Here is a 21,939-nt window from a genome sequence, read left to right as displayed (position 1 = left end):
GCATGTCCGCGGCACCGGTTCGGCTCGACAGACCGGCCGGTCGGCGTGGCGCCGGGGTCAGGCCCCGCGCGACGGCGCGCGGCGCAGCGAGCTGGTCGCGTTCACCCCGGCCTTGTCACTCACCCCGATGCCCAGCCGCTCGACCAGTTCCCCGCCCAGCCAGGCAGTCCCCAGGGCCAGGATGATGCCCGCGAAGCTCAGGACCAGCGCGGCGGCGTTCGGCTCCCAGTTCTCCCGGGACAGACGCACCAGCCAGCTCACCGCGAACAGGATCACGACCACCAGGTTGCCGACGCCGTGCGCCGCGCCGATCCGCTTGGCCCGGGTGCCGGCCGGGATGGCACTCCAGTCGATGAGGCCGAACAGGGCGGCGACCACGCCGCCGATGACACCCGCCGCGATGGTGTACGCGGCGGAGATCTGGAATCCGGTGCGGTCGGTGATCAGATAGAGGATGTCGAAGATGACCGACGTGGCGAGGAGCCCGAGCGGGAACACGATCAGCATGGGATGGATCGCGTGACCCATCGCCTTGGCTCGACTTTCCACCACTACCTCCTGTCGGGGCGACAACCGCGCCCGCATACCCGGACCGGACGCCGATACACCCGGCGGGACAGTTCGGTTTCAACGGCCGCCGGCGGACCGAGCGTTCAGGTGAATGGCGTCGCGTATGACCGCGGCCAGGGCGGGTTCACCGACGTCGGAGCAGCCCTCGTTTGGTTATGAAGGCTCGCAACGTCTCGGCATCCTCGGCCGACATCAACCAGCGTGGGATCACGGTCGCCGGCATCCGGCCGACGTACACGATCCAGAACTCCGGGGTATCCCTCACCTCGGCGACCCCGTCCCAGGCTATGCCACCGGACTCCGAGCCGCTGCGCATCATGATGTTGTCATCGGTGATGTCGTAGGCGCCCTCGACGGCGTAGCGACTGGAGCGACGCCGGGCGCGCCACCGCACCCACGGCCAGTACAGCATCGACAGCAGGCCGCCCACGATCATCGCCATCCACAGCGGCGAAGTCTGTTCACCCCACCCGGACCCCCGCGAGACGGCCAAACCGATCGCCCCGACCGCCGCCAGCACCGCACCGATGTAGCCGAACCTGCGCAGCCGGACCCTGCCGAGCGCAGCGGCCACGCGGCCTGGGTAGGCGGGATCGGCTGGGACGTCAAAACGGATGTGCACGCCAGAACGATAGTGCCCCCACCCGCCCCCTGGCAGCGCCTGACTCCCGCCGCCGGGCCGGACCGTCGAGCGCCGCCGTTGTCAGCGGCACGCGGCAGGAGCCTCTGCTCATCGGCGGTCCCGCGAGAATTCTTCTGGCATAGCGTCGGATCCAGGGCGAGTCGTTCGTAGAGCAGGCGAGAGGCAGCTGGACGAGGTCGCCGGGACAAGGGAGCCATGGGATGACGCGATACTTGATCTCGTTCAATGACGGCTCGATGGACCACATCCCCGACGAGGATTGGCCCGACGTGGGCAAGGCATCGCACGCGGTAGTCCAGGAGGCCGTGAACGCCGGCGTGTTTGTGTTCGGCGCTGGACCCGAACGCCAGAGGGCGAGCGTCGTGGCAACGGACGGGATGGTCACCGATGGCCCTTACCCGGAGACCAAGGAGGTCATTGGCGGGTTCGTGGTCGTCGACGTGGCCTCACGCGAGGAGGCGCTGACGTGGGCTGCCAAGATTGCCGGCGCTTGCCGCTGCGCGCAAGAGGTTCGGGAGCTCATGCCCGATCCCGAAACAGACGCGATGCTTCGCCGGGCTGACATGTGATGGTGACGTTCCGACGGTGTCGGATCGAGGAAGACTCGCCACGTCAGAGCAAGACTTGCGTCGGAGTCGCTCTCATCGCGGCTGCGCACCGTAGGTTGGTGTGGCTCTCATCTGGCGTGCGCCCCGCCGGTCACCGCGGCGGTGAGAGGCTCAAGAGGTCAGGAATGGTCCGTTCGCAGCGGCTGATCGCAGGCGGCGGCACGATCCAGTAGCAGGCTCCGCTCCCGCTCGTTGCGGGTCAGCGACGCCGCCCGCTCGAACTCCGCCCGCGCCTCGGCGTGCCGGCCCAGCTTGACCAGGAAGTCACCGCGTGCACTGGGCAGCAGGTGGTAGTTCTGCATGGCCGGGAAGGCCATCAGCTGATCCAGCAGCGCCAGCCCGGTCGCCGGCCCGAACGCCATGGACAGCGCCACCGCGCGGTTCAGCTCGACCACCGGGGACGGCATCGCCTCGGCCAGATTCTCGTAGAACCAGGCGATGCGCTCCCAGTCGGTGTCCTCGAAGCGGCGTGCCCGGGCGTGGCACGCGGTGATGGCCGCCTGCAGCACGTACGGGCCGGGCTTGCCATCGATCAGGGCCTCGGCACGCTCCAGCGCGGCCAAGCCGCGGCGGATCAGCAGCTGGTCCCAGCGGGCCCGGTTCTGGTCGCCCAGCAGGATCGGCTCGCCCCCGGGGCCGGTGCGAGCGACCGCCCGGGAGGCCTGGATCTCCATCAGCGCCACCAGGCCGTGCACCTCGGGCTCGCGCGGGGCCAGCCGGGCCAGGACCCGGCCCAGCCGCAGGGCCTCCTCGCACAGCGCCGGCCGCATCCACTCGTCGCCGGTGGTGGCCGAGTAGCCCTCGTTGAAGATCAGGTAGACGACCTCGAGCACCGAGGAGAACCGGGCCGCCAGCTCGTCGCCCTGCGGTACCTCGAACGGCACCTGGGCGTTGGCCAGGGTCTTCTTGGCCCGCACGATCCGTTGCGCCACGGTCGGTTCCGGCACCAGGAAGGCCCGGGCGATCTCGTCGGTGGTCAGGCCGCCGAGCAGCCGCAGGGTCAGTGCGGCGCGGGCCTCCGTGGACAGCACCGGATGGCAGGCCACGAACACCAGCCGCAGCAGGTCGTCGCCGATGCCGTCGTCCTCGGCGACCATCGCGCCGATGTCCGGGGTGGATTCCTCGAGTTCCCGGCCGACCTCCTCGACCTTGCGCTTGAAGGTCTCGTTGCGCCGGATCTGGTCGATGGCCCGACGCTTGGCGGTGGTCATCAGCCACGCGCCCGGATTGCGCGGCACGCCCTCCGCCGGCCACTGCTCCAGCGCCGCGACCAGCGCGTCCTGCGCCAACTCCTCGGCCACGCCGATGTCGCGGACGAGCCTGGTCAGTCCGGCGATGAGCCGGGGCGCCTCGATCCGCCAGGCAGCCTCGATCGCGCGGTGGGTGTCAGTGGCCACGGCCCCCGTCTACCCCACCGCGCGATCGGACGCAAGCACGCTCATGCCACGCGGGCGGGTTCGGTCCTGAGCCGAACCCGCGTCTCCCAGGTTGCGGTGATCAGTTCCCGGCGACCGTCGCGCGCCGCCTCTCCACGGCCGCCTGCTGCTCGGCGGTGAATTCCTCGCCGAAGTCCTCGGCGTGGAAGACCCGCCGGATCTCGATGTTGGTCTGCGCCCCCACGCCCGGGTGCTGGATCGGGCAGCGCTTGAACCACTCGACACACTCCTCGAGCGACTTCATTTCGACCAGGTAGTAACCGGCGATGAGCTCCTTGGTCTCGGTGAACGGCCCGTCCACCACGGTCTTCTTGTCGCCGTCGAAGTAGATCCGGGCACCCTTGGCGCTGGACTGAAGGCCGCCGGCGTCCAGCAGCACGCCGGCGTCGACCATCTCCTGAATGAACTTGCCCATCGTGTCGAAATCCTCGGTGGCGGGCAGCACGCCGGCCTCGCTCGCCGCGGTGGCCTTGGTGATCACCATGAACCGCATCGCTGTCTCCTCATGTCAGGGTGCCATCTCACCTACGCGTCGAACGGCGGTCGGCCCGCTCGACACCCTGCCAGAAGTTTTTTCCGCCGCGCTTGGCAACGCCGCGCTCGGCGGGTCGGCGGGTCCGCTGCCCACCAGGCGAAGGCGGCCGGTCCGGCCTAGCGGGCGCCCGACGGCGGCCAGCGCTGGCGGGACGACCCTCCGCCCGGTTCGGTTGACTCCTGACCTGTGCGGATGTGTTCCTCACTGGAAGGATGTCTGTATGCCGAAGGCGTTCCCGCCGGAGTCGCGTCGTGATGCGGTCGCGGTCGCCCGCGCGGGTGAGGCGCCGATCGCCAAGGACCCGCACACGCGGCCTGAACTACTCAACCCCGCGAGTCAATCCAACCCGGGACGGTACGCCGGCAAAGCTGGAAGGCGACAGGGTTGAGCAGCGATCTGCGCGTGGCGGTGGCCGGTGCCGGCCTCGGTGGGTTGTGCCTCGCCCAGGGGCTCGTGCGGGCCGGCGTCGACGTCCAGGTCTACGAACGCGACGCCGCGCCCGACGTCCGCCGGCAGGGCTACCGGCTGCACGTCGACGCACGCGCCAGCCTGGCACTCGACAAGTGCCTGCCGCCGAAGCTGTTCCGGCTGTTTCTCGCGACGGCGAGCCAGCCGAGCAGGAAGTTTACCGTTCTCTCCGCCCAACTGCGCGTCCTGCACGAGACACTCACCGACCCGAACCGCGACCCGTACCAGCCCGAGACGCTCAGCACGTCGGTCAACCGCGGGACGCTTCGCGAGATTCTCGGCGCAGGCCTCGACGATCGGATCCACTTCGGCCGCGAACTCGACGAGTACGAGCAGGACACGGCCGGTGTGACAATGCACTTCGCGGACGGTTCGACCGAGCGCGCCGACGTGCTCGTCGGCGCGGACGGCGTGCACTCGGCGGTCCGCCGCACGATGCTGCCCGACGCGACGGTCGTGGACACCGGGTCGCGCATCATCTACGGCAAGACGCCGCTCGACGACGAGACGCGACGGCTCGTCCCGGCGGCGCTACGTGACGGGTTCACCGCGATCATCGGCGGCCACATCGGCTTGGCGACCGGACTCGTCGAGTTACGCCAGCCGCCGCCGGAGGCGGCCGCCGCAATCGCCCCGAGGGTGAGGTTGAGCCCGACCGGCGACTACCTGATGTGGGGCGTGTCCGCGCAGCATGACCGGTTCCCAGAGTCAGACGCGACGATGACCGGGATGGACGCGGTGGCGCTGCATGTCGTCGCGTCCACGGCGATCCGTACGTGGCACCCCGACCTGCGCGCGCTGCTCGCCAAAGCCGCGGTCGACGAGACGTTCCTCGTCCGGGTCCGCAGCGCCGAACGCGTCCAGCCGTGGACGCCGAGCCGGGTGACCCTGCTCGGCGACGCGATCCACGCGATGAGCCCGGCCCGTGGCTCCGGCGCGAATACGGCCCTACTGGACGCGTCGAACCTGTGCGGTGCGCTCACCGGTGGCGGCACCGACATCGTCGCAGCGATCGGTGCCTACGAGGAGAAGATGCGCGACTACGGCTTCACCGCAGTCGAGGCGTCCCGGCAGGCAGAGACGCGTACCGCTCGCTGGGGGAACTCGGTGTGGCTCTGGATCTTCAACCATCTGCCGAAGCCACGCTCCCGCACGTGACGGCCGGGCGCGGGTGTCCGCCACCGGGCAGGGCCCGTAGGACCGACGCCGCGATGCGCACTCGGTACGACCTCGGTGTAGGTGCCGGACATCGGACGGCCGCGGCCTGGGCTCGCGATGCCAGGACCAGGCCTTGCCCGGCACACACCCGGGCAGCTACAGGGCAGTCGCGGTCTTCTCCAGGATGCTGCCAAGTGCGCCGTAGTCGACGGTTTGCCCATCTCTGATGTCAACGGCTTTGCGTTCACCGTTGCCCAGAGCCCGAAGAAACCCCTTGACCTCAGGAACGTCCGTTGCGTTGAACATCATGAACGAGACCTTGTCCTTGGCCACCGCGATGACGGCCGCGTAGTGCCCGTTCTTGAGGTAGTGCGGCTTGCCGTACTGGAGCCGCTCCTCGACATCTGGAATGGTCTGGCCGACCATCGCACGTAGTTTCTCGCACACATCGATCTGCCACGGCTGCGCCTTGTTGATGTACTGGGTGACATCGTCACTCAAGGTCTTCTCCTTCATTGTCGTTGCCAGAAATGACGGTCCATATCCAGACCGATGCACGACGACCAGCTGGGTCTCATCGTAGATCCGGATCGTGCCGGTGCACCGCCCCGTTTACCCGTCACCGACACGCGTGTCACCACGCCGCCCGCGCCATCGGCGCAACCGTCACCGGCGTGACCCGTCACAGGTTGATTTGAGCGCTCTCGACCCCGGCGAGCACGACCAGATCCGCTACTGGAAGCCAACCACCCTCGGCGAGCTGCTGTTCAACCACTGGGACTGAAGACCAGTAGCCTGAGACAAGGAACAACCAAGATCATCTAGTCGGACGTGTCACGAATCAAATGACAGCGATCCGTAACGCATCAAGTGGAGCCCGACATCGCCGGAAGCCGGCTGTCCGGTTCTCAGGACCTGCGTGACATATCGGTATAAGGAACTCACCGGCGTCGACTGTCGCCCGTCCGTGTAACGCGGGTCGCTCGATCCAGTCCATGGCGGCACGTTCGCGATCATCGCCGCTGCCGCATGTCAGAATGCTCCCAAACGTGGAGCAGAGCTGGCAGAACGGGCGAGCCGATGACGACGGGCAGGGCGTCCGAGCTGGTGCGGAAAGCCGAGGATCCACAGCGGGCCACGTTCCTGGAACTCTTCTTCGACCTGGTGTTCGTCCTCGCGCTCGCTCAGCTCTCGCGCGGCCTGGCCGAGGATCTCGGGTGGGGCGGCGCCTTCCGGACGCTGGTGCTGTTGGGGGCCCTGTGGTGGGTCTGGTCCAGCACCGCGTGGCTGACCGACCGGACGGACCCGCAACGAACGGTAATCCAGGCGCTGGTCATCGCGACCATGGTCGGCAGCCTGGTGATGGCGGCCGCGGTGCCCGAGGCATTCGGCGACACGGGCCTGATCTTCGCGGGTGCCTACGTCGCCATCCAGCTCGGCCGCGGGCTCGTCCTCGTGGTCGTTCTGCGTGGCCACGAGCTGCAGCGCACCGGCGTGCGCGGGCTGTTCTGGTACGGCCTGTCGGCGCTGCCGTGGTTCGCGGGGGCGCTCGTGCACGGTACGGCGCGTGGTGCGTTGTGGGCACTCGCGGTGGTCCTTGACCACACGGCAGGCAGAATCGGCTTCCCCACCCCGGGGGCGGGCCGTACGCCCAGCGAAGATCTTGTGATCTCGGGCGAGCACCTGTCCGAGCGCTACCGGCAGTTCTTCATCATCGCGCTCGGCGAGCTGATCTTCGTTACCGGACTGGCCCTGAGCAGCAGCGGCTTCGCGCCGGACAGGGTCGCCGCGTTCGCAGTGTCGATCGCGACCACCGTGCTGCTGTGGCGGATCTACATATACCGCGCTGGGCAGGTCCTGGCCGAAGCGATTGCCGTGTCTGGCGACCCGGTCCGCCTCGCCGGAACGGCGTCATACGCCCACCTGGCCATGGTGGCCGGCGTGGTCGCTACAGCCGTCGGCGACGAACTTGTCATCGCAAATCCACTCGGGCACACCCCACCGGCCTGGATCGCCGTCATCCTCGGCGGACCCGCGCTGTACCTGGCCGGGCGCGCCCGCTTCGAGCACGCGGTATTCTGCCGCGTATCCCGGTCCCGACCAATCGGCGTCCTTGCACTGGCCGCCCTGACACCGGCGATGCTCCCCCTGCCACCAGTCGTCGTCGCCACCGCCGCTGCCCTCGTCCTGACCGGGATCGCCATATCCGACGCAGCCCGCGCCCGCGGACGGCCGCCCGAGCCGCCGTCACCACCCGGCTAGCCAGAGGTTTCACCCATGTCTCGAGACTGATCTGTTACGCACGTCCCGCAAAGAGCTACTGGCAACCGGGGAAACCGTACGCAAGCGGACGGCCGGAACTGGCACAGAACTCACCAGCCAGGAAGCCCAGATCTCCAGGCTGGCCAGAGACGGGCACACCAATCCTGAGATCGCCGCCCAGATGTTCATCAGCCCACGCACGGTGGAGTGGCACCTCGGCAACGTGTTCAGCAAGCTCGGCGTCAGGTCACGCAGGCAACTCCGCACATTGCTCTCTCCTTCGCAACCGCCGCCGACGTAATCAGCAGCGGTCTCGCGATATCTGGCAAGGAGACCCGCGCGCGAACTCACGCCCAGCTTGGGGAAAAGGCCTTGTACAGGTGGGTCGAGACGGTACGCGGCGGCAGCACGAGTCGCGCGGCGATCTGCTTCGTGGCCGACTCGTCCACCGACGTGCAGCGGTGTCCCGCCTGTTGCTTTCCGATCGTCACCCAGTCCTCCGCCCTGCGAGGCCACGTCTCCATCTCCCGGATCGACCTGATTTCCTTTAGCATCGTCGGCGTGGCAACGCGGCTGGTTCAAATCAACATGAAGGCTCGGGACGACTCCGCGCTGGGCGGCTTCTGGGCGCAGGCGCTCGGCTGGGAAGTCTCCAGCGAGGGACCCGGCGTGACCAACCTCGAACCCGAGGGCTTCGTCTACCCCGACCCCGTCGCTGTCTGCATCGACCTCGTCGTCTCCCCGGAACCCAAGACGGTGAAGAACCGCGTGCACGTCGACCTCGCCACCACCTCGGCGGCCCATCACGCGGAGGTGATCACGCGCCTAAAGGATCTCGGCGCAACACCCGCCGACGTCGGCCAGGGCGACGTCCCATGGACGGTCATGGCCGATCCAGAGGGCAACGAGTTCTGCGTGCTGGACTGGCACGACCCGATCCGAGACACCGGACCGATCGCCACGGTAGTGGTCGACTGCGCGGATCCGCGTGCCATGGCCCGCTTCTGGGGCGAGGCCGTGGACTGGACCCTGCACGAGGTGACCGACCACAAAGCGGTACTGCGCTCCGCCAAGGGTGTCGGCCCATATCTGCAGTTCCTCCGCACACCCGACGTGAAGACCGTGTGGAACCGCGTCCATCTCGACGCCCGCCCGTATCCAGGTGACGACCTGGAGGTCGAGGCGGCCAGGCTGCGCACTCTCGGCGCCACCGCAATCGACCTAGGCCAGAACGAAGTCCCGTGGACGGTCCTCGCCGACCCCGAAGGCAACGAGTTCTGCCTCCTCGCCCCAGGCTGAGCAAAACCCTCTTCACCCGCTCGCTACGGCAACGGCGCGGACGTGCGACGGCCGCCGCGCCCCGGGCGGCTGCCGACCCACCAGCTGCCCACGCAACGGGCTGTCGTTCTGCGGCGGTCCTCCGGGCTTCCCGCTGTCCGCGCCAGCCGCCGGGCATCAGGCGTGACGGCCGCAGAGCGGCAGCGGCCGGCGAGCGCCCTGGCGGCGGCGCGTGCGGCCCGTTGCGGCCGCCTTGGCCCGCGTGACTGGACTCCCCGCGAGCTGCGGCACGGCTTCGTGTGGCGGAGAGCTGGAAGGCAGCGTCCCGGTTGCCGACGGCGTTTGGCACGCGTGAGTCGCGGCAGAAATGACGTGGCACGGGGCGGGTATGCCGGACATCGCGGCCAGAGGTCGGCGGGACGCGGGCGATAACGGACAAAGCCGAGGTGATCTCATGGCAAGGAACTGGCTGGCCAGTCTGACGAACGGGATCGTGGCCGGTGCCGCCGGCACGCTCGCCCGCGAACTGTTCAGCAATCTCGACGTGGGCGTCCGGGCTCGTCCGATGAGCGACACGCACGAGCGCGCCGTGCAGCGGATGGTGGATCTGGCCCACGTGAACCTGGGGCCGGCAGACCGGGCGGCGAAGCGGCGTGCCGGGTTCGGGCCGGTGTTCGGGTTCGTCAACGGAGTGTTGGCCGTGTCGCTCTTCGCGGCGCTCACCGGGCGGCGGCGGCCACCACTGCCGGTGGCGGCGGGGGTGATCGGGATCGGCGGCATGCTGGTGGCCGACGGGTCGATGGCCGCGCTCGGGGTGACGGACCCGCGCCGCTGGGGCGCCGAGGGCTGGCTCGAGGATGCCCTACCGTACGTCGCGTACGGCCTGGTCGCCGCCGCGACGCTCAAGCGGCTGGACCGGTGCGGCTGACGCGGCCCGGCGCATCGGTGTTCAGCGGTCCGTTCGAGCGGGTGCCGGAGCCGTTGGCAGCAGTTGCCCGCGGGCCGCGGCGACAACCGTCCGGACGGCGATGCCGCCGATCAGCACGGTGATCGCGGCCAGCACCAGGTACGCGTAGACCCGGTGCCCGGACGGCCGGGTGTCGGCGATCCAGTGCAACGTGGTCGTCGCCACCGCCGCGAACGGGAACGTGAACGCCCAGAACGTGGGGGCGAACGACAAGCCCAGGTACGCGGGGAGGAGCCGGACCTGCGTGAGGACCATCAACAGCCCGTAACCGGAAATTAGCGAGACGACAAAGTCGATCCGCGCCCCGTTGAGAGCAAACAGCGCCACAGCGGCCAGCGCAGGGGGCGCCACCTCGATAGCCAACGTCGGAATCAGCGCTGGCGGCAGCGGCGGCCGGAAGAACAGCCGGTTGAGCGTCAGCGAGCCGATGACGAGCCAGCAGACGAGCCCGAGTCCCAGCATGAGCAGTGAGAGCGGGCGCTGCCCGACGACGGCGGTGCTGGCGGAGGCGACGAGTCCACCGGCCACGGTGGGCAGGAAGTAGCCGGGGTGCATGCGATCGAGGTCGAGCGGGCCGTACATCCATTGGCCGGTTATCCATGCACCGAACAGCACAGTGAGGACGACGAACACGTCGACGACGATCCGGGCGGCACCGAGGTGGTGCGGCGCGAGGCCCTGGGCGGCAAGCGGCATCGGCGTGATCACCGCAAGCGAGGCGAATGGGGCGAGCACCGGATCGAGCAGGTCAGCGACGAGCGCGCGGCGGACCGACAGGGTGTAGGCCGCGTAGCCCACCGTGGTGGCCAGCCAGACCGCCGCCGCGAGCACGAGCAGGGCGTCGCCGACCCAGGTCGGCGCGCTGCCGCCGCCCGCCGCGACGGCCCAACTGCCCGCCAGGCCGGCCAGCCCGAAGGGAATGCCGAAGACGGTCGGCGGGACACGGACGGCGGCCATCGGCACCTCTCCTGCTCGGGCCTTGGGTCCACGCTGCCGACGCTCACCGCCCCCGGCGACGAGCGGTGCCGGGGTGGCCTGTTGCGGGCTGTGTGGGCGGCCGATTCGGGCCGTGCTCAGTGGCCGTCGACCGCGGAGGCGATCTTGGCCGGGGCGTTCAGGGGTGCAAGCTGATCCTCGCCCAGTCCGTACCGCTGGGCGAGGTACGCGGGGTCCTGCCAGGTCACCAGCGAGCCGGGTTGTCCGTCGTTTCGCACCATGAGTCGCATTGGCAGGTCGATGGCGATCTCGGGACGGGCCTGCATGAGCGGAGTGCCCGCCTGCGGGTTCCCAAAGATGATTACCTGTGTGTCGGGCATACTCAGCCCGGCCTTGCGCGCGGCCGCCGCATGGTCGACCACCGCCGCCACCGCAGCGCCCACGCGTTCCGCCTCAGCCTGCAGCGCGGAGATTGTCTCTCCGACATCGTAGGCGCTCCGCCTGGTCACCAATCCGTCGTTCACGGCCGACCCCCGCTCACCGCGTCGCTGGGCGAATCCATCTCATCTTGCCCGCACCGGAGGCCGGTCTGGGGAGGTTTGCCGTAAAACGGCTGTGGGAACTGCTCGTACCTTCGCCGTCGGCGACGCCCCAGCTGTCGAGTAGGAGGCCGGTCCGACCTTCGTCGGCCCGAGCGAGCTACCTACCGTGTGAGCCGGGGCGTCGCCGCGACGACTTCGTTGCGTCAGGCCGGGGCGGCCGGACAGCTCGCGCCGGTTGGGGGTGTGGCTCTTTCGATGAGGTACCGCTCGACGTGACTCCGGACGCACTCCGTCCGTGGGCAGCTGCCGTGCCCCGACCCCTCATAGGTGAGGAGGTGGGCTTGCCTGCCGATCTCTCGCACGACCCGGAGCGCGCCGTCGTACGGGGTTGCCGGGTCCTAAACGACCGTTGAGCACCAGCAGCGGGGCGCTCGTCCGTACCCGCAGCTGATGTTGCGGGTTGATCGCCGTCCAGCCCAGGCAGATCGCGGTGAAGCGGACGGCCAGCGGTGAGGCCCGCAGGGTGAGGTGCCGTGGCGCGGGTCAGTTTGAGGTCTCTTTCTGCACAGTCGCAGCGATACGACATGTACACCCGCGAGCAACTCGTGCCGCGGGCGATGAACCACCGGCCGGACCTCGAACCCGAAGAGAGCTGGGCCTACTCCAACACCGGTTTCGTCCTGGTCGGCAGGATAATCGAGCGTGGCGTCGGCCGGTCTCTGCAACAGGAGGACACCAATCGGATCGTCTGTCCGCTCGGGCTGCACCACACACCGCCAGGACGTTCCAAGCGTCACACCGCCCGGCCCCCGCCACCGGGGTAGGCGCGTCACCAAGGCGACCAACTTTGCACTCACCCGTCGGCGCGCACTAGCCGTAGACGTGGGGGCTGTATCGGTCGATCGACACGAACCGATTCCCAGCGCGGACTACGCCTATCCGGCGTCATCCCATTCGGCTAGAAGTCACCCGACGGACAGCCGGAACCAAGTTCCGGTCTCGGAGCCTCCCCACGTCTGACTGCGTCGGCCGCCAGCGGGCCGCCGTCCAGGCACCCGAGGGCGACGTCGGGCCCGCCGTGCCTGACGGTCTGACCACGACTTGCCATTCCAGTTCAAACGGGTCCGCCGAGGTACTCCAAGATCGCGGCCACAGCCACCGCCTTGATCATCGTGATCTGCGCGGATCTGGAGAATCGTCAGACGGTGGCCACCTCACGCTGAGCACCACCCGCCGAAGTCCACGCAGGACTGCTCCGGACGTCAGTAGCCGAGCTTGAACGACTAACTCAAGCAATGCTCAAGATCGGGCTCACGCGGGCCGTCGATGCGAAGAATTTGCATACACTCACCGCGCCCAGGTCGCTCACAGCCCGCATGCGCCTCTTACGACGACGACCGTCGTCGTACCCAGGCTCACCGTGGGCGACCTCAGCATATCCATCCGAATGGTTCGGTCCGGCCCGCTCGTGGGCCGGCCACGCATCAACCACAGGCCGAAACAGAAGGAGGGAAGCATGCACCGCAGACGACTGCGCATCGCGCTTCTCGCGCTGCCCGCCCTGGTGGCGAGCGTCCTCGTCGTGCCCGCGCCCGTAGGCGCGGATCCCGCGGCGTCCACAGCCACGACGGGTTCGGGGCGGTCCCACCTCGAGGACCAGGAGTCGGTACGCCTCGTACGCATCCAGCTGACCGGTGCCGACATGCTGGACAAGGTGGTCGCCGCCGGCTTCGACCTCGAGCACGGCCTCAGGCGCGTGCCCAGCGGCATCGAAGGCGAGGCGGTGGTAACCGCCGAGCAGATCGCCGAACTCGAGGCGATGGGCGTCGAAATTCTCGGCGACGACGAAGGGTTCGCCTGGAGCGAAGAGGCCGACGGGGGCATCCAAGCCTCCCGTATGCAGGCTGCCCAGCCGCTCAGCCACGAGGAGACGGTACGGATCGTCCGCGCTGACTGGTTCACCACGAAGGGCCAGGGTTTCCTCTACGTCGAGGCGCGGACCACCGAAGGGCAGCAGGCGGACCCGATCGTCTCCATGCAGCTCGAGAACGACTCAGGCCGGCGCACCTCGTTCGGCTTCGCCCGGACGATGAGCCGGTTCGTCGACTCCGGGCAGTACATGTTCCACCGGAACCTGTTCAAGCTCGACGTGCGCCCGAACCAGATCCGGGTCACGAGCTCGACCGGTGGCGTCACCACCGGCGACGTCTCCGACTGGCTCGAGGACGCTCCGCCGCCGCTGACGGAGAATCGGGGCTACAAGTCGGACTTCGTCGACGGCTACCGGAACCCGCAGCAGCTCTACAGCCGCGCCAAGGAGATCGCCCGGCAGTACCCGGACATCGCCGAGATCGTCTACCTGCCGAACCAGACGAATGGCTACCAGCGCAAGGCGCAGGCCACGATCGGCGGTACCGGGCAGTCTGCGGTCGTCGTCAGCTCGACGGCGTGGGGCCACGAGGGTGGCAACGACATCACCGTCGAGTTCGTGGAGCGCCCGGGGGCGAACCTTCCGCTCACCGTCGAGGTGGCGGGCAAGGCGGTTCGCGTCCTCCTCGCGAAGGACGCCTCCGCCGGGGGCGCGAGTACGGCTACCGAGGTGGCGGCGGCGCTGGAGGCCCAGTCCCAGGGCCTCATCGACCGGGCGCACCCGTACCGAACCAACGCGGGCACCGGCATCGTCGCGCCGACGTCCGGCCCTGTCGCGCTGACCGACTTCCTCGACCAGAAGCGCGTCGGCGCACCGGAGGGCGAGGTGCCGCGTGGCCCGGCCACGATCCCCGTCCTGCGGATCGGTAAGCACCGCGACGGCAGGAACCCCGGTGTACTGATCCAGGCGCAGGACCACGCCCGCGAGTGGGTGCCCGCGACGACCTCGCTGGAGTCGGCCGAGCGTCTGGTGCACAACTACAAGTCGGACAAGGAAACAAAGAAGATCGTCGAGAGCACCGACATCTTCTTCATCCTGTCCAACAACCCCGATGGGGCGAACTACAGCTTCTACAACTTCGCCTCGCAGCGCCGGAACATGACGAACCACTGTCCGGATGAGAACGCAGATCCGGCCCGGCGTAACTCCTGGGGCGTCGACCTGAACCGGAACTACCGGGTCGGGTCGGGTCACGACGGCTACTCGGGTGCGTCGACCAGCTGCGTCAGCGACACCTACCAGGGACCGGAGAAGCTGTCCGAACCTGAGTCGGAGAACATCATCTGGCTGGTCGAGAAGTACTCGAACATCAAGTTCATGATGTCGGTGCACTCCAACGGCGGCCAGCTGTTCTGGCAGCCCGGTGCCTACATCGCGGACGGGCGGATCACCACGCCGCGCCCGCCGCTGGGTGACGAGGCGTTCTACTGGCAGTCGGCCGGCAGGATCCTGTCGCAGGTCAAGGCGCACCGGGAGACCGTCGTCACGCCGGAGAACGTCGGCGGCTCGTCGGACGTCCTCTACTCCTCCGCGGGCAACGTGCGCGAGGACCTGTACCACACCTATGGGATCTACGCCTTCGGCTGGGAGGTCGGCGGCTCGGTCTACAACCCGGCCACCGGCAACTGGCAGGGCGGCTCGTTCCAGCCGGTGTGGGAGGGCGATCCGAACCTCGTCAGCGGCCACGCCGAGACGATGGAGTACGCCAACGGAATCATGGAGATGTTCCGGGTCGCGGCGGACTGGGGCAAGGACAAGAAGGACCCGACGTCCAAGCTCGTTCCCGGCGGCGGAAAGTACTCCAAGCCCGTCGACGTGCGCTTCGAGACGAGCGAGCCGGCCACCATTTACTACACGACGGACGGCAGCCGGCCCACACTCCAGTCGCCACGCTACGAAGCGACCGAATTCCGAGAGCCGGGCGAGGTGTTCCACGTGACCGAGACGACGACGTTCCACTGGTTCTCGGTCGATGCGGCGGGCAACATCGAGCAGAACTACGACCCGACGAAGATCGACAAGCGCAACAACTACCGTAAGGCGACCATCACGATCCGCAAGAAGTAAGCGCCCATCTGGTCCGAGCGGGGTCGCGGGTCAGTCATGTAAACCCGGTTGGATGAGATTGGTCCGCCGGTACAGGTTCACCTCGAAGACCTGTACCGGCGGACCTCCCTCCAGGGACCCGGTAGCGTATCCGCCGTCGTCGCTCCCCCGGTCCACGCCGCCGGCGGACGGCAGTGTCGCCGCTCTGGTCTGGGCCTCCGTCCCCCTCGACCAGTCCAACCGCGACGACGGCCTCGCGCTCGCCCGGCAGATCCGGCTGGCCGTCGAGGGCGCCGCCGGCCGTACGGTGACGGCGACCCGGCTCGACCGTTAGCACGGCGACGTCCCCACACTGGCCGAGCGACTCGGCGCGGCCGACTGGCCCGTCGGGGAACAGTGGGACGCGTTGCGCGCCGCCGACTCGCTTTCCAGGCAGGTCAGGCCGACGGCAATACTGGCCAAGTCGGCCTAGGATCGGGCGGGTTTCTGTACGCTGCGCTGCGTGAATTGGGCACGTTCCTTCGTCGCGCTGGCGGCGACCCTGACTGTTGCGGCGTGCGATGCCGTCCGGACCCCGCCGGCCGGTGCGCCGACCCGCGCCGCCCTTTCGGCCTCCCCGTCGCACCCCGCCGAGATCACCTTGGCCTTCGCGGGCGACGTGCACTTCGCCGGCCGTACGGCCGACCTGTTGGGCGACCCGGCGACCGCGTTCGGTTCGATCTCGTCGACCCTGTCGGCCGCAGACCTGACGATGGTCAACCTGGAAACGGCGGTCACCACACGCGGCGCTCCCGAGCCGAAGGAGTTCCATTTCCAGGCGCCAGCAAGCGCGTATGACGCGGTGAAGGCCGCCGGCATCGACGTCGTGTCGATCGCCAACAACCACGCGTTGGACTACGGGCGCACGGGGCTGGCCGACACCCTGGACGCAGCCAGGGCCGTTGGGTTGCCGGCCGTCGGGGCGGGCCCCGACGCGGCAGCGGCGTACCGGCCGTGGATCAGCGAGATACGCGGTACCAGAATCGCTATCCTCGGCTTCAGCCAGGTCTCCGAGCTGTGGTCGGAGTGGAAAGCCACCGACACCCGGGCCGGCATCGCGATGACCCGGGACCTGCCGCGCGCCGTCGCGGCGGTGCGCGCCGCCCGGGGCCAGGCCAACGTGGTCATCGTCTACGTCCATTGGGGGACGGAGGGCGACGCGTGTCCACCCGCCGAGGCTCGCGCGTTCGCTGCTGAGATGGCCGAGGCGGGTGCCACGATCGTGGTCGGCACCCACGCCCACCTACTGCTCGGCGACGGGTGGCACGGCAAGACCTTCATCCAGTACGGACTCGGAAACTTCCTGTGGTGGCGTGACGACGCGTACAGCAACGACACCGGGGTGCTGCGGGTGACCCTCGACGGTTCGGCGATCTCGAAGACGGAACTGGTACCCGCAACGATCTCCCGAGGCACCGGTCGACCACAACTCGCCGGCGGGGAGGACGCGGCCCGGATCCGCCGGGAGTACGCGGGCCTGCACGCCTGCACCGGACTCGCCGCGAGCCCCACCCCATAGTCGGGCGAAGCACGGCCGGGCAAACCTGATGTCTGAAGGATCGATGGCTGTCGTGGATACTCCCGCAGTGGCGAAGAACGGGCTGGGATAGCCGGCGGACGGTGTCGGCGCGGACCTGATCGCACCCCACAACGGTGCGCGGTCCAAGACGGTGCTCACGGTTGTCGGCCCGGTCGAGATCGACATGCCCCGGGACCGCGATGGCAGCTTTGCCCGGGTTTCCTCGCTGCCAGTCGACCTTGCCGGGCCGCCCGAAACCGAAGCTCGCGCGAGCGGCTTGCATCTTGTACCTAGGTACAGGTCTACCGTCGGAGCATGACCGAGATGAAGGCGCTGGGTGAGGATCCGTGGGTGCCGCAGGCGTGCACGCTGCCGACGGTGGAGCGGCCGTTGCGGCTGGCCGAGTTCGATGACCTGTTCGCCTCAGCGGTGGTCGGAGTGGAGCGGGTTGACCGGTTGCGGGTGCGGCTGGAGCTGCGGCCCGAGCCGACGGTAGCCGGACGGGCGGCGGACCTGGTTACAAGGGAAACCGGGTGCTGCTCGTTCTTCACCTTCACCTTGACGGCGACCGGCGGGCAGCTCGCCTTGGACGTAGCGGTGCCGGCGGGTCACGTCGACGTACTCGACGCTCTCGCCGCACGCGCCGGGCTCCAGGACGTCGCGTGAAGCCGGGGTTGCGGTCGGGGCAGGTAGCGGAGGCGGCGGGGGTGAACCAGCAGACGCTGCGCTACTACGAGCGGCGAGGTCTGGTGGCCGAGCCGGATCGGACGTTGGGTGGGCATCGGCTCTACCCGCCGGAGACGGTCACAGTCCTGCGGGTGATCAAGACCGCGCAGCGGCTGGGATTCACCCTGGATGAGGTCGCCGACCTGCTGGACGTGGGTGTTCACCGGCATGGTCGACGGCCCGAGGCCGGGTTGCAGGCCCGCGCTCAGGCGAAGCTGGTCGAGGTGGAGCAGAAGATCGCCGACCTGTCGGTGATCCGGGACACGCTGCGCGAGGCGGTCGCCGCTGGCTGCGACGACCTGGTCGCGTGCGCGGACAGCCCATGCTGTCCGCTTCCGTTCGTGGAACTAGCCAAGGGAGCTGATCTTGTCGAGGGTTGATCCACGTCGATTGTTGCCGTCCGGGTTGACCGGGCTGGCCGGCGTCGCATGCGCGGCATGCTGCGTGCTGCCGCTGCTGCTGGCGGCCGGGCTCCTCGGCGGTGCCGGCTGGGCCGCCGCCACCCGGGCGATGCCCGGCGTCGCGGTCGGTTTGGCAGTCGCGGCGGGCGTCGCCTGGTGGTGGGCGGCCCGGCGGCGCCGGCACCGCACCGGATGTGCTGGCGGGAGCTGTGCCTGCGCCGAACCGTCTACACATCGGTCGCCGGAGGAGACCTCGGTAGGTTCCTCGTCGTGACCCTCGCGCGTTCCCTCGTCTTGTTCGTCCTGGCTGCGCTGGCCGAGATTGGCGGGGCCTGGCTGATCTGGCAGGGCTGGCGGGAGCATCGCGGGTTGCTGTGGATCGCTGCCGGGATCGTGGCTCTCGGTGCGTACGGTTTCGCGGCGTCGTTGCAGCCGGACCCGAACTTCGGCCGGATCCTGGCCGCCTACGGCGGAATCTTCGTCGCCGGCTCCCTGGCCTGGGGCGTCGTCGTGGACAAGTTCCGCCCAGACCGGTGGGACATCACCGGCGCGGGGATCTGCCTGATCGGCGTCGCCGTGATCATGTACGCGCCGCGCGGCTGACACCGCCACGAACCCGCTGCCAACTGCTTGCCAGCCGACGTACCAACTTCAGGCCGCGCCGGAATTGCCGATCTGGCGAACAGAGCTTCGGCAGCATCCAGCAACGTTCGCGTCAGCCGATAGCCCGGACGGCCCGGGCCAGACGCGGCGTCCCGTTCTAGTCAGCCAGCAGGAGTGGGACCACGGTCGGGCATCCCGTCGGTCGGGACGAATGGGAAGGCAGCCGGACCGGTCGTATCACCAGGCGCCTAGGAACGACGTACCGTCGCTTGGGTGGACGTGTTGCTGCGCGGCGGGCCGGGTGACGGCCAAGTGGTCCGCGGCGGCGGGGAGAACGTCCTGTGGCAGGCGTGCCTGTACGAGATCACGTCCGAGGTAGCTCTCCGTCGCGGACGTGATCTGCGGGTGTACCGACACCGCCCCGATTGCTGCGAGCCGCACGGGCGAGGCTCCGAGGACAAGTGTGAGTGACGCTGTTAGACCCGACGCCCGTGTGGCCGTGTAGCGGTTCGGCCCGGGCGCGTATGGGTTGATCGCCTCAGGTCTGGGCGGTGAAGGGTTGTGGCGCAGGGGTTCTCGCTCGGGTGGTCATGCCGATGGCGGCGAGTGCGCAGCAGGTGGCGACGGCGGTGAGCAGCAGTGTGTATCCGCCAGCGGTATGCAGGAGGACGGCGGCTGCCAGGGGTGCGGTTGCTTTGGCGATGGTGACGGGGGCGGCGAGGCGTCCGGCGATGGTGGCGTAGGCGGTGGTGCCGTAGCGGTCGGCGAGTAGGGCTGGGGTGGCGAGGCTGGTGATGCCGAAGCCGAGTCCGAAGCCGACGACGGTGATGACAGCGCCGGCGCGGGTGTCGGCGAGCAGGGGCATCGTGAGGACGGCGGCGGCCTGGGTGGCGAAGACGACAGCCACGATCGTGGTGACGCGTAGGTGTCGGCGGGCGGCGGTCAGGACGAGTCGGCCGGTGACCGACAGGACGCCGAGCAGGCCGGTGGCGGTGGCGGCGAAGGTGGCGGGGTGGCCGCGGCTGATCAGGTAGCCGACGAGGTGGACGGTCATGGTGCTGGTGGCCGCGCCCTGGGCGATGAAGGTTGCGGACAGGACCCAGAACCGGGCGTCGCGCATCGCGGCCTTGACGATCGCGCGCCGCTGGGCGTCGGCCGGCGGTGCGGGGTCGCTAGGTGCCGTCGTCGCTGTCGACCCGGGTCGGCGGATGGTGAATGCGTGCAGGGGCACGGTGACCAGGCCGTGGATGACGGCGAGGACGAGGAGCGCGTCGCGCCAGCCAAGGTGTGCGGCCAGGAGGCCGGTCAGCGGCATGAAGATGGTGCTGGCGAAGCCGGCCACGATGGTGACGGCCAGCAGGGCCGTGGCGCGTCGGTCCGGGGTGAACCAGGCGATGATGACGGCGAAGGCTGGCTCGTAGAGAACCATCGCGCCGGTGACTCCGATGCCGATCATGACGGCGTAAAGCTGGCCGATGGTCTGCACCTGGGACCAGGCGACGAGCAGGGCGGTCGCGGCGATCGACCCGATGGTCATCAGCGCGCGCCCGCCGCGGTGATCAAGCCACCGGCCGACCGGGATGGCCATGAGGGCGCCCGCGAGGACGGAAACGGTGAGCGCGCCGGTCACGGCGGTGGTGGAGGCGCCGAGGGTGGCGGCCATGGGACGGAGCAGGACCGGGTAGGCGTAGTAGAGGGTGCCGTAGCCGACGGTGGAGGTGATGGCGAAGGCGGCGACGATTCGCCAGCCGTGGCCGTGGTGCCCGCCGACTGTGGGGTCGGCGGGCACCCTCGTGGTGGTGGGCATCAGCTGCCGCAGCAGCCGCCGGCCTGACCGCCAGCGGGGGCGGCGTCGAGGGTGACCAGGTTCAACGGTGCGGACAGCAGACCCCCGGAAATGCCGGTGGCCAGCCCGCGCGCCGCCGGCTCGGCGGCGGGCGTCGGCCCACAGCAGCTGTCGCCGGTGGCGGAGTCGGCGGGGTTGCTGTTGCACACCCCGGTTTCGGGCAGGTCGAGCTGGACGTCGCGGGCGGCAGTCCAGTCGCCGGCGAGGGCCGCGACGACGGAGCGGACCTGCTCGTAGCCGGTGGCCATCAGGAACGTCGGCGCGCGGCCGTAGGACTTCATGCCGACGGCGTAGTAGCCGGTCTCCGGGTGGGCGAGCTCGTTCACGCCGTGTGGGGGCACGGTGCCGCAGGAGTGCTCGTTCGGGTCGATCAGCGGCGCGAGGGCGCGGGTGGCGCCCAGCACCGGGTCGAGGTCCAGGCGCAGCTCGGCGGCGATCGAGTGATCGGGGCGGAAGCCCGTCGCGGCGACGATCCGGTCCACCGTCACTGACTCCTCGCTGCCGTCCGCATGCCGCACGACGACGGTCACCCGCCCGCCTGTCGGGGTGAGGGCGTGCACGGAGAAGCCGGTGAGCAGCCGGATCCGGCCGGCGTCGACGTGCGCGCGCAGCCGCGAGCCCAGGGCACCGCGCGCGGGCAGCGCGTCGGCGTCCCCGCCGCCGTAGGTCCGCGTCGGTGAGGTCGTCCGGATCGCCCAGGTCACCTCGGTGCCCGGCGTGGATTCGGCCAGCTCGGCCAGGGACAGCAGCGTGTTCGCGGCGGAGTGGCCGGCCCCGACCACGAGGGTGTGCCGACCGGCGAAGCGGTCCCGGGCCGCGCCAAGGACGTCGGGCAGCGCGTGCTCCAGGAACGAAGCGACAGTGGTCTCGCCGCGGGCGGGCAAGCCGGACGCGCCCAGGACGGTCGGCGTGCCCCAGGTGCCGGACGCGTCGATCACGGCGCGGGCGAGGAGCTCGTCGCCGTCGGCGAGGCGGATCAGGAACGGCGTGGACTCACGGCCGGCGGTGCGCAGCCGGTCCAGGCCCAGGCGGCTGATGGCCTCGACCCGGGCGCCGTAGCGCAGGTGCGGCTTGAGCTGCGGCAGTTCCGCGAGGGGTTGGAGGTAGTCGTCGACCAGCTCCGCTCCGGTGGGCAGGGCTTCCGGGTCGGGGGCGAGCCAGCCGGCCTCGTCGAGGATCCGGCGGGCGGCCGTGTCGATGTTGTAGCGCCACGGGGAGAAGACCCGCACGTGGCCCCACTGCCGCACGGCGGCACCCGGGGTGTCCCCGGCTTCGAGGACGGTGAAGGCGATGCGCCGCTCGTGTAGGTGCGCGGCGGCGGCCAGGCCTACCGGGCCGGCGCCGATGACCACGACGGGCAGCTCGTTCAGGGCGCTCATCAGTCAAACTCCTCTGTGTTGATAACTGTCGAATCAAATAGGTAGAC

24 protein-coding genes and 2 pseudogenes are annotated in these 21,939 nt (G+C 69.4%); 15 read left to right on the top strand and 11 right to left on the bottom strand.

Going from position 1 to position 21,939, the window contains the following annotated elements; genetic code table 11:
• Window positions 1–57 precede the first annotated feature (57 nt).
• Window positions 58–549 carry a DUF2231 domain-containing protein gene (locus tag ACFYPS_RS21445; protein WP_354966861.1) on the bottom strand — a complete coding sequence of 164 codons (492 nt, stop codon included), beginning with the start codon at window positions 547–549 and terminating at the stop codon, window positions 58–60.
• A gap of 145 nt (window positions 550–694) precedes the next feature.
• Window positions 695–1,192, bottom strand: a complete 498-nt coding sequence (locus tag ACFYPS_RS21440) for a YcxB family protein (RefSeq protein ID WP_387326362.1) — start codon at window positions 1,190–1,192, stop codon at window positions 695–697.
• Window positions 1,193–1,413: 221 nt separating this feature from the next.
• Here ACFYPS_RS21440 and ACFYPS_RS21435 point away from each other — a divergent pair, with 221 nt between their 5' ends.
• Entirely contained in the window at window positions 1,414–1,782 is a 369-nt protein-coding gene (locus tag ACFYPS_RS21435; protein WP_387326359.1) for a YciI family protein, read from the top strand.
• A gap of 158 nt (window positions 1,783–1,940) precedes the next feature.
• Here the strand turns inward: ACFYPS_RS21435 and ACFYPS_RS21430 are convergent, their stop codons facing one another.
• Together ACFYPS_RS21430 and ACFYPS_RS21425 are read right to left on the bottom strand one after the other, a co-directional pair.
• Window positions 1,941–3,218 carry an RNA polymerase sigma factor gene (locus ACFYPS_RS21430; RefSeq protein WP_387326356.1) on the bottom strand — a complete coding sequence of 426 codons (1,278 nt, stop codon included), beginning with the start codon at window positions 3,216–3,218 and terminating at the stop codon, window positions 1,941–1,943.
• A 100-nt stretch (window positions 3,219–3,318) separates the two neighbouring features.
• Window positions 3,319–3,750, bottom strand: a complete 432-nt coding sequence (locus ACFYPS_RS21425; protein ID WP_387326353.1) for a YciI family protein — start codon at window positions 3,748–3,750, stop codon at window positions 3,319–3,321.
• Between the two features lie 426 nt (window positions 3,751–4,176).
• Here ACFYPS_RS21425 and ACFYPS_RS21420 point away from each other — a divergent pair, with 426 nt between their 5' ends.
• Complete coding sequence (locus ACFYPS_RS21420; RefSeq protein WP_387326350.1) at window positions 4,177–5,418, top strand: FAD-dependent oxidoreductase; 1,242 nt, start codon at window positions 4,177–4,179, stop codon at window positions 5,416–5,418.
• A 156-nt stretch (window positions 5,419–5,574) separates the two neighbouring features.
• Here the strand turns inward: ACFYPS_RS21420 and ACFYPS_RS21415 are convergent, their stop codons facing one another.
• The gene (locus tag ACFYPS_RS21415; RefSeq protein WP_387326347.1) at window positions 5,575–5,919 is read right to left on the bottom strand and encodes a DUF1801 domain-containing protein; all 345 of its coding nucleotides are present in this window, start codon (window positions 5,917–5,919) and stop codon (window positions 5,575–5,577) included.
• Window positions 5,920–6,498: 579 nt separating this feature from the next.
• Between ACFYPS_RS21415 and ACFYPS_RS21410 the strand changes: the two genes are divergently transcribed.
• Entirely contained in the window at window positions 6,499–7,680 is a 1,182-nt protein-coding gene (locus ACFYPS_RS21410; RefSeq protein ID WP_387326344.1) for a low temperature requirement protein A, read from the top strand.
• A 31-nt stretch (window positions 7,681–7,711) separates the two neighbouring features.
• On the top strand, window positions 7,712–7,981 hold the full coding sequence (locus ACFYPS_RS21405) for a helix-turn-helix transcriptional regulator (RefSeq protein WP_387326709.1): 270 nt from the start codon (window positions 7,712–7,714) through the stop codon (window positions 7,979–7,981).
• A gap of 46 nt (window positions 7,982–8,027) precedes the next feature.
• Here ACFYPS_RS21405 and ACFYPS_RS21400 read toward each other — a convergent pair whose 3' ends face one another.
• Window positions 8,028–8,171, bottom strand: a complete 144-nt coding sequence (locus tag ACFYPS_RS21400) for a hypothetical protein (protein ID WP_387326341.1) — start codon at window positions 8,169–8,171, stop codon at window positions 8,028–8,030.
• A gap of 70 nt (window positions 8,172–8,241) precedes the next feature.
• On the opposite strand from ACFYPS_RS21400, the gene ACFYPS_RS21395 reads away from it, so the two are divergent.
• Both ACFYPS_RS21395 and ACFYPS_RS21390 read left to right on the top strand, forming a co-directional pair.
• Window positions 8,242–8,979, top strand: coding sequence for a VOC family protein (locus ACFYPS_RS21395; RefSeq protein WP_387326338.1), 738 nt, complete (start codon window positions 8,242–8,244; stop codon window positions 8,977–8,979).
• 433 nt (window positions 8,980–9,412) lie between these two features.
• A complete protein-coding gene (locus tag ACFYPS_RS21390; RefSeq protein WP_387326335.1) occupies window positions 9,413–9,886 on the top strand; it encodes a hypothetical protein in 474 nt (157 codons plus the stop codon).
• 21 nt (window positions 9,887–9,907) lie between these two features.
• Here ACFYPS_RS21390 and ACFYPS_RS21385 read toward each other — a convergent pair whose 3' ends face one another.
• The 3 genes and pseudogenes from ACFYPS_RS21385 to ACFYPS_RS21375 form a co-directional block, all read right to left on the bottom strand.
• Window positions 9,908–10,882 carry a hypothetical protein gene (locus ACFYPS_RS21385; protein ID WP_387326332.1) on the bottom strand — a complete coding sequence of 325 codons (975 nt, stop codon included), beginning with the start codon at window positions 10,880–10,882 and terminating at the stop codon, window positions 9,908–9,910.
• Window positions 10,883–10,998: 116 nt separating this feature from the next.
• Window positions 10,999–11,385: a DUF302 domain-containing protein gene (locus tag ACFYPS_RS21380; protein ID WP_387326329.1), complete on the bottom strand. Its 387-nt coding sequence runs from the start codon at window positions 11,383–11,385 to the stop codon at window positions 10,999–11,001.
• A gap of 221 nt (window positions 11,386–11,606) precedes the next feature.
• Window positions 11,607–11,789, bottom strand: a pseudogene (locus ACFYPS_RS21375) (alpha/beta hydrolase); the annotation flags it as partial.
• Between the two features lie 198 nt (window positions 11,790–11,987).
• Between ACFYPS_RS21375 and ACFYPS_RS21370 the strand changes: the two are divergent.
• The 9 genes and pseudogenes from ACFYPS_RS21370 to ACFYPS_RS21330 all read left to right on the top strand — a co-directional run bounded on the left by ACFYPS_RS21370 (window position 11,988) and on the right by ACFYPS_RS21330 (window position 19,138).
• Window positions 11,988–12,227: a serine hydrolase gene (locus ACFYPS_RS21370; RefSeq protein ID WP_387326326.1), complete on the top strand. Its 240-nt coding sequence runs from the start codon at window positions 11,988–11,990 to the stop codon at window positions 12,225–12,227.
• Between the two features lie 692 nt (window positions 12,228–12,919).
• Window positions 12,920–15,400, top strand: a complete 2,481-nt coding sequence (locus ACFYPS_RS21365) for a M14 family metallopeptidase (protein ID WP_387326323.1) — start codon at window positions 12,920–12,922, stop codon at window positions 15,398–15,400.
• A gap of 52 nt (window positions 15,401–15,452) precedes the next feature.
• On the top strand, window positions 15,453–15,713 hold the full coding sequence (locus ACFYPS_RS21360) for a hypothetical protein (protein ID WP_387326320.1): 261 nt from the start codon (window positions 15,453–15,455) through the stop codon (window positions 15,711–15,713).
• A 168-nt stretch (window positions 15,714–15,881) separates the two neighbouring features.
• The gene (locus ACFYPS_RS21355; protein WP_387326317.1) at window positions 15,882–16,937 is read left to right on the top strand and encodes a CapA family protein; all 1,056 of its coding nucleotides are present in this window, start codon (window positions 15,882–15,884) and stop codon (window positions 16,935–16,937) included.
• A 130-nt stretch (window positions 16,938–17,067) separates the two neighbouring features.
• Window positions 17,068–17,157 (top strand): annotated as a pseudogene (locus ACFYPS_RS21350) (transposase); the annotation flags it as partial.
• A 95-nt stretch (window positions 17,158–17,252) separates the two neighbouring features.
• A complete protein-coding gene (locus tag ACFYPS_RS21345; RefSeq protein WP_387326314.1) occupies window positions 17,253–17,603 on the top strand; it encodes a hypothetical protein in 351 nt (116 codons plus the stop codon).
• Complete coding sequence (locus ACFYPS_RS21340) at window positions 17,600–18,043, top strand: MerR family transcriptional regulator (RefSeq protein ID WP_354966880.1); 444 nt, start codon at window positions 17,600–17,602, stop codon at window positions 18,041–18,043. The genes ACFYPS_RS21345 and ACFYPS_RS21340 overlap by 4 nt, the downstream gene beginning before the upstream one ends.
• 291 nt (window positions 18,044–18,334) lie before the next feature.
• A complete protein-coding gene (locus ACFYPS_RS21335) occupies window positions 18,335–18,667 on the top strand; it encodes a YnfA family protein (RefSeq protein WP_387326311.1) in 333 nt (110 codons plus the stop codon).
• Between the two features lie 273 nt (window positions 18,668–18,940).
• The gene (locus ACFYPS_RS21330) at window positions 18,941–19,138 is read left to right on the top strand and encodes a hypothetical protein (RefSeq protein ID WP_354966882.1); all 198 of its coding nucleotides are present in this window, start codon (window positions 18,941–18,943) and stop codon (window positions 19,136–19,138) included.
• A 67-nt stretch (window positions 19,139–19,205) separates the two neighbouring features.
• Here ACFYPS_RS21330 and ACFYPS_RS21325 read toward each other — a convergent pair whose 3' ends face one another.
• Both ACFYPS_RS21325 and ACFYPS_RS21320 read right to left on the bottom strand, forming a co-directional pair.
• A complete protein-coding gene (locus tag ACFYPS_RS21325; protein ID WP_387326307.1) occupies window positions 19,206–20,474 on the bottom strand; it encodes an MFS transporter in 1,269 nt (422 codons plus the stop codon).
• Complete coding sequence (locus ACFYPS_RS21320) at window positions 20,474–21,892, bottom strand: FAD-dependent oxidoreductase (protein WP_387326304.1); 1,419 nt, start codon at window positions 21,890–21,892, stop codon at window positions 20,474–20,476. The genes ACFYPS_RS21325 and ACFYPS_RS21320 overlap by 1 nt, the downstream gene beginning before the upstream one ends.
• Between the last annotated feature and the right edge of the window lie 47 nt (window positions 21,893–21,939).

The sequence above is a fragment of the Micromonospora sp. NPDC005087 genome (assembly GCF_042872965.1).
GTDB lineage: Bacteria > Actinomycetota > Actinomycetes > Mycobacteriales > Micromonosporaceae > Micromonospora.
Note: the sequence above shows the minus strand (reverse complement) of the source record. Positions and strands in the feature narration are given on the sequence as shown.